This window comes from Arthrobacter sp. Bz4, from assembly GCF_003075455.1.
Classification (GTDB): domain Bacteria; phylum Actinomycetota; class Actinomycetes; order Actinomycetales; family Micrococcaceae; genus Arthrobacter_D.
The window spans coordinates 1-9,568 of record NZ_QDAE01000040.1 but is presented as its reverse complement, the minus strand read 5'-3'; the positions used below and the strand labels follow the sequence as shown (position 1 = coordinate 9,568).

Below are 9,568 nucleotides of genomic sequence, written 5' to 3'. Positions count from 1 at the left end.
GGGTCCCAGTAAGCCGAGTCAGCCAGTTCGCCGTGGGCTGGCTGCGGGCAACATTCGAACAGAGTCGGATCATCGCCACTCTTGAAGCCGCAGGATTGGGACATGCAGCCGCTCCGAACCGGCGCGCGTTCTGGGAGCTGACCATCCGTATTCTCTGGCTCGGGGACATGCCTCGATCAGAGCGCGCGGGGGCTGTTGACACGATGCTTGCTAACGAGCGAACGAACGAAACTAAGACTCACGAGTACATGCAGCGCAACGGACTCCCATCAGACATCGACGTCAACGAAATGGAGGAGTTCGTCCTGAATATTTCTGAGAACAAGGTGATCAAAACAGGGGCAGACAAACTGGCCCATGCTGTCGAAGAATCAGATCTGAACCTCCGGATGGTTTACCGCCTATGGAGAGAGGACTCCACATGGGCTCACGCGACGGGTTTCCTGGCTGGTCAATATGCTCCTACTGATGACGGCGAGACCATGGGGAAGGGTAAGCCCCGGCACGTGGACCAAGAGCTCGAAGCGCACAGACTTGCCGCGATGGTGGTCACCGTCACGATTGCTGACATCCTCATCGACGAGGGCGCGTCAAAAGACCTGGCTAGTGCCCCCCTTCTGGCCTACTTCGGAGCGAACTGACCGAGAGTCGAAGATGCCTAGTGTTCTACTATCGTCTCTTTCCGATGGCGTAGACGAAGGTACGAGGGAACCGTTTAGCTATCGGTCAAACGTCTCCTCTTGGATCCCCTGGAGCATGGCCGGGGTGGCTGAGTCCCAGCCGAATCGAGCGATCAGGTCGAGGGAGGCATCTACAGCCATGGTCCGTGTTCCCTTTAGGGCGGCGTCATCATCAACCAGGTACTCGCCACTCGACCAGGTTGATCCTTCGTATATGTAGTTGCTGAAGAAGCCGCTTCGATTGTTGTTTGCAACTACCAGACGTTGCCCAGACAGGTTCAGGCCCTCGAAGCGCACCACCATCGGTTCTTCCTGGTTCATGGCCTGGCGGAGACGCACCGCGAACTCGAGGGCTTCAGTAAAGTGAAGCAGGGCGAACCACATGGGCATATTCCCTGCGATTCGAGGGTCATCGTCTGAGGTGTAGGTGTCGCCATCCGACGGCCAATCTCCGATTCGCCGGATATCGGCGAACAACCCGCTTGTGAACATAGCCCAACTTTCCAGATGGTGGCCGTACGCCGTCGTCTCGTGGATGAAGTGCTCATCGCGAGAGGGGTTCTGCACGAACGGAAATGGCCATCCCCGTAATCTCACCGTGGCATCGTTCACAACTTGCGTAAGCCTGGAATATGGGATGCGCGAGCTATCTAGTCTTTGAGGGTAGATAAGATGCCGAAAGTGAGGTTGCGTAGTAATCTGATTAACGCTCACCCGGTTATAGGCCAAGTCGATTTGGTCTTGGTAGGGTGACGCCACCGGATTGACTGAATCGAAGGAAATTCCGGCCGCCTGACCAGTTTCGATATAGCGTCGTAGGCCCTTAGCTATTGCTAAATCGAGGAGTTCACGTACCTCGTTTTGTGTGTGGTAACTCGTACTCTCTGGCTTCCGGATCGATCTTGTGTAGAGCTGACCGGACTTCAGGATGGCGGCCGCGCTGTCCCTCATGCAGAGTGAGGGCACCTGTGAGAACTCAGCCACTTTTATCACGGCTAGGGAACCCCCAGACGGATGGCGTCGAGTCGCAACATTTAAGTCAAGGGGCGGATCAGCGAAGCGGTTGATTTTATCGGCGACCCAATCTTGGTTGCTCCAATATGCTAGGTGTTCTTGACTGAGACCATTGGCGGAGCTCATCGGGTCATCGTCAATGACTCCAAGAATGACGTACCCGCCATCCCGTTGGTTTGCCATTGCCAGGGCAGCGCGCGCAACTTTGGCAATGTATTCGGGAGACTCCGTATTAAGAGGCCCTTTAAATTCGATCGCCCGGAGCTCATTGCCAACGGCGAGGTATGCCGCGACTTCTTCATCGGAAAGCATGGACTCACTCTAGACGGCAGTGAGTCGGCTACCTAGGGAAACGGCCTGTCAAAACGAGAGTGCCGGGTCGCCGTTTATCTGCGCGATTCCATAAGGGGTTCGTCCGACGTGCGAGCACCGTCGCCTGAGTGCAACCTGGAGGCAAGGTGCGTGATTTTTCATCCTCCGCGTCGTCTAACGATTCTTCGCAGTGACGCCTGAGTTCTTACTTTCGCCCACAGTAGTACGAGCCGAAGTTGTAGCCGTATTTTTTGTGACGTAACGCCCTGTCACCGCGCTTCTCCGCACGGCACCAACCCGGTAGATGCCCTTACCGAGGACCTGATACGAGCTTGAGTTGGCTTGTTTCGCCATGGTGTCGTCCCTCCTACGTTGTCTATCAGTCTACGGGTTCACTCACCGAATGCTACTGATGAGAGCCGTAATCCCCACGCATCGGCTATGTCTGACAGAGGTTCGGCCCACATCATGCTGGAAGCCTCGTAGCTGGAGGATTCATCGGGTAACCCGAATGTCAGAACCGCAGCTGAATGTGCAGGATAATTTGGGTGAGGAACTGGAATGGGCGCAGCTAAAACAGATCTCCATCGACGAGTGGTGCCTTCTGGTAAGTCTGTAAAGAGAACCTCATCTACTCCCAGCGCCTTACCCGCAATCCACTCACTGTCATGTCCGGTGCTGACCTCTCGTAACGAGGTTTGATCTCGATACACCCGGTCTTGGGCCGCCCACCTAACGATTTGGCCTTCACCGTTCGCTAGCCAAAGCGTTACATTCAATCGCTCGACGTCGAGTGCTTCACGCATCGTCAACGCGTCCCGTTCGAGCTGATCGACGTACTGTTGCTGCAATTCATCGAACCTCGTAACGTGCGAATTCCATAGAGCTCGCGATCGCTGCTGAGGTGCCAGGTACGAAGGCAGGGTGACATATCGAAGTTCACGAATGATCTGCGCGGCGTCGGAATGATCTTCCAGCAGCACCGGCTGCAGTCCCACCGCGCGCCACTGGTCACTCAGGGCGGACTGAATTTCGACGTACTCATCTTTGGAGACCGAAAAACCCTGCCGCGTGAGAAGCACCAAGGCAGCATGTTTCAAGGGCTTTTTTCGCAGGGCTGCATGCAACCATTGACGAACATCTGGATCTCGGTACGACGTGCCCGCGATAATGAGCACGCCCCTGTCCAAAGCAGACTGCAAGTACTTCAGCTGCCAAGATTCCGCATCGGCAATAAGATCACTGAAATCAGTCAGCGTAAGGACCACAGAGTCTGAACGATGAGGTGTGATGACTCCGTGAAGGTGGTAGACGCCTGGGCTGCTGTCTTCATAGACATTCTCTAGGTGCGAAAGTGCCATCTCGCCCGTTTCGCTTTCGATGGCCTGCTCGAGAAGAGTATCGAAGTTTAGAGTCGCCAAACTAGTATCGTCCCCATCAGCGCTGAGGAGATGGCCCACCGCTGCCAGATGAAGCGGGGAAGGCTTTAGGTTGGTTACGCCTTCGTACAAGGCCACACGAAGTTTCTGTCCCCATCGAGCGCCGAACGCAACCCGGGCCGCTTCGACAACGATCAACGGGTCCTGCCGATCGAGGAGTAGTTCTGCCGTTTCAGCAGAAGCAACGGACCCGCTCTGGACCAACAGCCTGGTCGCGAATTCATCCCACCCTGGCAAGCCAGAGGTTACAGAAGCGCCAGCCCCGAGCAGAAATGTTGTATGGCTTTCGAGGCCCGATCGGCGAAAAAGCTCCATTGTCTCGGCAGTTAGATCCGCGGCACTCACTGTTTGATCGTCTCACGACAGAGCAATTACCCTCGTTAGACGATCATGCGAAATGGTTGCAATTGAGTAAAGGTAATGCCCAGTCAAAGCTTTGATACGCGCTTCGCGCGCGAGGTACGAAGGTGATAGACCTCGAAGATGTTGCTCGGCGCCCATCAACGATGCGAATGCTCTTCCATCTCCGTGGCTTTTGAGTTTACAAAAGTAACCCCTGTAGCCATCTCTGCAAATCCTGCCCCCACCCTTAGATTGATGAAGAGAGGTCAGGGGGAAGAGGCAACCTAAAAGGTTTGACTGAAACCCGGCGTTCGCTGGACGATGCGGTACACCGTGGATCTGGCGACTTTGAAGAGTTCGGCGATTTCGGTGGTGGTGTGTTGTCCTCCCTTATATAGGGAGATGAGGTGGGCTTCCTGGGACTTGGTGAGTTTGGGTTGTTTGCCGCGGAGCTTGCCTTTGGCTTTGGCGACTTGCATGCCTTCGCGGGTGCGGGCGCGGATGAGGTCTGATTCGAATTCGGCGACCATGGCGAGGACGTTGAAAAGGAGCCGGCCGACGGGGTCGGTGGGATCGTGGACGGATCCGCCGATGCTGAGCTTCACGTTTCGTTTCGTGAGGTCTTCAATAATGTCGCGAGCGTCGGGGAGTGATCGTGCGAGTCGGTCGAGTTTGGTGATGACGAGAGTGTCGCCGGCCCGGCAAGCGGCGAGGGCCTCGCGGAGTCCTGGTCGTTCGCGGTTGGTACCGGTCAGTCCGTGGTCGACGTAGATCCGGTCTTCGGGGACATTCAGTGCGGCTAGCCCGTTGCGTTGGGCGGTGAGGTCTTGTTCGTTGGTGGAGACGCGTGCGTATCCGATGATGTGTCCGGCCATAGGTCTCACTGTAGCGCTAGAGCTACCTAAGCGAGACAGTTTTACGGGCGGGGCAAACGCGAATCCTTAAACCGAGGTTTCATATGGGTGTGACTGTTAGCCAGGAATGGCGGTTAATTGCAGCTTCGGTTGGCGGTCCTGTCGTCCTATTCAGCGGTCCTTCACTGTGACTGTTAATTCAGAATGGCGGGTTTCCGCAGCTCGGTTTGGCGGTTCAGGTGCCCTCAGGTGGGACTGGCGGCGATTTGAAGGCCCACGCCCGCCAGGTAATTGGTGATGACGCTGTTGAACACTTCTTCTGGCCTCTTGGGTTCGTGTTGCCCGGTGAGTGCGCCCGCCAGTAGCGGGTAGTTCCCGGACTGGACTACATCGGAGAGGTACTGCAGGCGCGCGTTCGCCCCGTCGAGGCCCGTCGTGGAGCTGTCGGCTGATGCCAGCTCGTTTTGTACAAAGGCGGAGGTGATGGCTGTCATCATGGCCACGGTCTGCAGCTTGGCGGGCCCCGGCATGTCCACCGGCTTCATTGCGGACAAGGCTCGCTCCAGATATTTGAGAGCGTTGGGGCCCATTGAGGGCCGGGTCAGCAGCAGCGGAGCCAGCCACGGGTGCCGGTGCATAATGGCCCGGCCTTGCCGTGCCAGATTCAACAGCTGGATCGGTGGTGGTTCATCGGAGGGGTCAAGGTCGTATTCATTACTGACCGCGTCAACGATGAGTTCGATGAGCTCGTCGTGCGATTTGAGATACCGGTACAGGGACGCCCCGCCTGCTCCGATGCCGGCGGCCACTCGTCGGATGGACACCGCCGTCAGGCCGTCCCGGTCGGCGATATCGATCGCCGCCGCGGCAATTCCTGCGCGTGAGTGTTCCGGTTTCGGTCCGACGCCGGAACGCTCCGGCCGCAGCCAGATATCAACGCGGTCTTGAGGGGTCATGCCTGTTCCGCCTTTTGTCTAGCCGTTTGGGTTAGGTTCCGTACCTATTCCACTATATTCTTGATTGCGAACGGTGATCGCAATCAAGCGGAATGAGGAATGTCATGCGGGTACTAATGATTACGCCAGGGACCCGAGGGGATGTTGCCCCGATGGCTGGGCTTGGCAGCAGACTTCAAGCGCTGGGCTTTGACGTCGCAATCGCGGCGAATGCCGCGTATGCCCCGCTGGTTACCGCAGCCGGGTGTGAGTACCGCGAACTGCCCGGAGATATGAGCCACTTGGTCAGCCCCGCCGCGCCGGGGAAGAAGGCCACGGGCGGGGATCTGCGCCGGTACATGCGCGAACTCGGTGACTACATGGACCTGGCTGCGACCGGCACCCTTGCTGCGGCCGAGGCCGGTACCGACGTGATCCTGGCCAACGCGGTCGCCCCCTATGCCTACGATGTTGCTGAGGCCTTCGGTGTCCCCGCCATCGGTGCCCACTTGCAGCCGATCGAACCCAGCACCGCCTATCCGCCCGTGACCCTGGGATCGGCCCGCAGCCTCGGATCGGTCGGAAACAAGCTTCTCGGGTCTCTCATATCCGCTGGGAAAGCACCCTATGATGCCCCGAGCGCCCGCATCCGCCAGACGCTCGGCCTACCCAAAAAGGCCCGGTCCGCATCCGACCGTACCCGAAGGAAAACGAACAGTCCCGTTCTTCACGGCATCAGCCCCACCGTATTCCCGCGCCCGGCGGACTGGCGATCCGGGCTCACTATGACCGGCTACTGGTGGTCGGAAGTTGAGCCGGGCTGGCAGCCACCTGCGGAGCTGGTCGAATTCCTCGCGGATGGACCGCCCCCGGTGTTCATCGGCTTTGGTAGCAGTGCAGCCCTAGACGCAGAATTCATGCTCGACGCCGCGCGCCGTGCCGGGGTTCGCGCGGTACTGCAGGGCGTACAAGGTGTCTCCGGACCCAATGTCATCAGTATTGGTACTGTTCCGCACGTATGGCTGTTTCCCCAGATGGCCGCTGTCGTCCACCATGCCGGAGCGGGGACCGCCGCAGCGGGGCTGCGCGCTGGTGTGCCGACGGTCAGCGTCCCGATCTATACGGACCAACCGTTCTGGGCCGCACGGATTACGTCCCTCGGCGCGGGCCCGCAACCGGTCCCCTACAAAAAACTCAACACCGAACGGCTGGCCGACGCCATCACGCAAGCCACCACGACGCCAGCCTACGCCGCAGGAGCACGCCAACTGGCGGCAAAGCTCGCAACAGAAGACGGAACCGGGCCCGTCGCGACAGCGCTGCGGACCGCTACAAAGCAGGGATAGCGCGTTCCAAAAACGATGGATTCAGAGACGGAGCTTGGCGAGACGTTGTGTGTCCGCTTGATCACTGGTTGACGCCGAGTGAGACGCAGTGTTCGGATCTAATTGCTTCTTGACCGCAGTTTCGGTGACAAGAGCCAAGGTGCCCTTTCGGCAGACTTCGCCGGTCAGCGATCTGTCGCTCTGATCTCCGACGATGCTGTGGGTAGTGTTTAGGCATGAGTGCGGAATCCGTGCGTGTGGTTTTCGCCATCGCCAAGAAGCTTCTACTTCGTAGTGCGGTCATCGGCGCTGTCGTCGGCATCGTTGCCGGAGTTGGGTTATCGGTCGTCTACGTTGTTGATGCTGCATTGCTCCAACAGCACCACGGCAGTTCGGGTCCCGAGGCTGGTTTCGTGATGATTTTTGTTGTTGTGGGCGTGGTCGTCGGTCCCGCATTGGGCTTAGTCAGCGGAGTGGGCGCGGTCCTCCTGATGCGACTGCGCGCAACATTCGACACACCAGCAGCAATGCACTACCCACGTACGGCAGCATTAGGGGCCGGCGTGGTGACGGCTCTGAGCGCCGGTCTTGCCCTTATCGCTTACGGAGCCAGCCCTCCCATGTTGATGGCGGTACTTGTCGGTCTTGGTTTGGTCTCGGCAATCATCGCCTTCCACCAAACGAAACGCGTCCTAAACACAGCTTGATGCGATCGAGGCGCCCATGATCATTGAGGCTACGTCCATCGGGTTAGTTTAATCGTCCGGTAACGATGGATTCAGAGACACCGACAAGTGAGACGCTGTGGAGGTCGCTAGGAAGCGCTCAAAATTGTGACTGTTAGCTAGGTATGGCGGTTAACCACAGCTTCGATTGGCGGTTTTGATGTCCCGCGAGTGGATCACTCACCGCCCGCCGCAAGCCTCACGACCTTAGCCGCCGCAGCCAGGCTCGGACCGATCGCCGGTTTCCTTCATCTTCTATTTGATGCGGCGGCAGCAGCTCGGTGAATTGTTCACTGAGCTGCTTCATCAAGGTTAGATATGCCGTCTTATCGAAGGTGAACCGCTGACGCTCGAACAACCACGGCTGCGGTGGTTCCTTGGTATAGCCGTCTTGCCAACCAAAGTCTTCCCAGGTAACGGTGTGAGCTTCGGTTGAGATGCGGGCACTAACCGTTCCACAAGCGACATCGCCACAGACAGGGCACAGGAAGAGAGCGACGCGGCCATCCTTGAACTCGCCGGTTGAAGCGAGCGTAAGCCGATCGATCTGTTCGACAGCGGCGTGGGGGAAATCAGCACGCAGCAATGTCGTCTCCTGCTCAATCGCAGCCAAGTCCGTCCCTACCCGCAGCGTCTCGCGCAGTAGGCGCCCATCGATTGCGAAGTCCATGAACTGGGAAGGGACGGCTAGCCCCTCATACTCGACATCTGCCAGCACCACGCTCAACACATTCAGCATCTCCACTCGATCAGGATGCGGCACCTCTAACCTCGGGCTTTCATGAGGTAGTGGCTGGTGGGGTGTGGCAGCAAGGCAGCTCCCTTGTTCTTCATCCGGACGACGACCCGGCGGCGAACATCGAGAATCTGTAGGCCGGTCGAAGCACATGGCCAGTGCTTGCTCACAAAGCCGGGTGGCGACCTTGGGAAACAGATCGACCAGGGGCCTCTTGCAGGACGTGCCAAAATCGTTCGTATTTGTTTCAAACACCGTCGCCGTCGCCAAAATATGTGAGTCGCCGCGGTACGTGGCGTGTTCTACTTCGCGTTCAGCTCCCGTAATCGGCGGTAGAAGGTTGCGCGGGACATGCCGAGGTCGCGGGCGACCTGTGCGGCCGGCTCGCCACTGTCGACGAGTCTGAGAGCGTTTCGAATTTTGCTGTCACTGATCAGACGTGGCCTTCCTCCTAGATCCTTGCCGGCTTCCCGCCGTTTCCCGATCGAGTCGACGATCCGCTCTCGCTTGATGTCGTGTTCCATCTGCACCAACGCCGCCATGATCGTGAACAACATTGAACCCATCGGGGTGGACGTATCGACGTCGCCGCCGCCGAGGTTCAACACCCGAAGACCGGCTCCCCGGCCGCGGAGTTCTTGGGCGAAGTCGAGCATGTTCTGGGTTGACCGTCCCAGCCTGTCCAGGGTCGTCACCACGAGAGTGTCCTTGGCCTCCAGTGCAGCGAGTGCCCGATCGAACTGGGGTCTCATCGCTCGCGCACCGGACACCCCTTGGTCAACGTACAGGTCATCACGCCGCACTCCGGCCGCGATCAGGTCTGCCTCCTGCCGATCCGTCGACTGAGGTCGAGTTGAGACTCGTGCGTATCCAATCAGCTTCGCCACATCACTCCAGGTGTCTCGTATCTAATGTTTCTTACGCTGATTCGAGCATAGGGTTTCGAGGCATAGATATGAGAATTATGAGTCCTGATGGTTCCGCCAACACGGACAGCTTTTGAAGTCACTCCGCGAGACGCCTCGTATCTCAAGGCTTACAAGACATCGAAGCCGCCAAATTGAGCTGTGAAAAAACCGCCATTCTCGGTTAACAGTCACACATATGGGATTTTTGCCGCCGGGTGAGTGCTGAAAAAGTGTCGCGGTGAAGGACCGGCTTACAGGCATGGTCTCGCTCGTCGGTGTATTGACCGCCCAGAACCTG

9 protein-coding genes are annotated in these 9,568 nt (G+C 58.1%); 3 read left to right on the top strand and 6 right to left on the bottom strand.

Going from position 1 to position 9,568, the window contains the following annotated elements:
* On the top strand, positions 1-641 hold a 641-nt coding region (locus tag DDA93_RS16410), incomplete at its 5' end, for a hypothetical protein (RefSeq protein WP_207771368.1).
* Between the two features lie 78 nt (positions 642-719).
* Here the strand turns inward: DDA93_RS16410 and DDA93_RS15535 are convergent.
* The 4 genes from DDA93_RS15535 to DDA93_RS15520 all read right to left on the bottom strand — a co-directional run bounded on the left by DDA93_RS15535 (position 720) and on the right by DDA93_RS15520 (position 5,597).
* The gene (locus DDA93_RS15535) at positions 720-2,006 is read right to left on the bottom strand and encodes an RNA-binding domain-containing protein (RefSeq protein WP_024475864.1); all 1,287 of its coding nucleotides are present in this window, start codon (positions 2,004-2,006) and stop codon (positions 720-722) included.
* 392 nt (positions 2,007-2,398) lie between these two features.
* Positions 2,399-3,790, bottom strand: a complete 1,392-nt coding sequence (locus DDA93_RS15530) for an SIR2 family protein (RefSeq protein ID WP_024475863.1) — start codon at positions 3,788-3,790, stop codon at positions 2,399-2,401.
* Positions 3,791-4,071: 281 nt separating this feature from the next.
* Positions 4,072-4,662: a recombinase family protein gene (locus DDA93_RS15525; RefSeq protein WP_116779258.1), complete on the bottom strand. Its 591-nt coding sequence runs from the start codon at positions 4,660-4,662 to the stop codon at positions 4,072-4,074.
* Positions 4,663-4,886: 224 nt separating this feature from the next.
* On the bottom strand, positions 4,887-5,597 hold the full coding sequence (locus DDA93_RS15520; RefSeq protein WP_024475861.1) for a TetR/AcrR family transcriptional regulator C-terminal domain-containing protein: 711 nt from the start codon (positions 5,595-5,597) through the stop codon (positions 4,887-4,889).
* Between the two features lie 104 nt (positions 5,598-5,701).
* On the opposite strand from DDA93_RS15520, the gene DDA93_RS15515 reads away from it, so the two are divergent.
* Together DDA93_RS15515 and DDA93_RS15510 are read left to right on the top strand one after the other, a co-directional pair.
* Positions 5,702-6,922: a glycosyltransferase gene (locus DDA93_RS15515; protein ID WP_024475860.1), complete on the top strand. Its 1,221-nt coding sequence runs from the start codon at positions 5,702-5,704 to the stop codon at positions 6,920-6,922.
* Between the two features lie 215 nt (positions 6,923-7,137).
* The gene (locus tag DDA93_RS15510) at positions 7,138-7,608 is read left to right on the top strand and encodes a hypothetical protein (RefSeq protein ID WP_133185576.1); all 471 of its coding nucleotides are present in this window, start codon (positions 7,138-7,140) and stop codon (positions 7,606-7,608) included.
* Positions 7,609-7,825: 217 nt separating this feature from the next.
* Here the strand turns inward: DDA93_RS15510 and DDA93_RS15505 are convergent, their stop codons facing one another.
* Together DDA93_RS15505 and DDA93_RS15500 are read right to left on the bottom strand one after the other, a co-directional pair.
* Positions 7,826-8,371 carry a hypothetical protein gene (locus DDA93_RS15505; protein ID WP_024475858.1) on the bottom strand — a complete coding sequence of 182 codons (546 nt, stop codon included), beginning with the start codon at positions 8,369-8,371 and terminating at the stop codon, positions 7,826-7,828.
* Positions 8,372-8,664: 293 nt separating this feature from the next.
* The gene (locus DDA93_RS15500) at positions 8,665-9,249 is read right to left on the bottom strand and encodes a recombinase family protein (protein ID WP_024475857.1); all 585 of its coding nucleotides are present in this window, start codon (positions 9,247-9,249) and stop codon (positions 8,665-8,667) included.
* Positions 9,250-9,568: the final 319 nt, after the last annotated feature.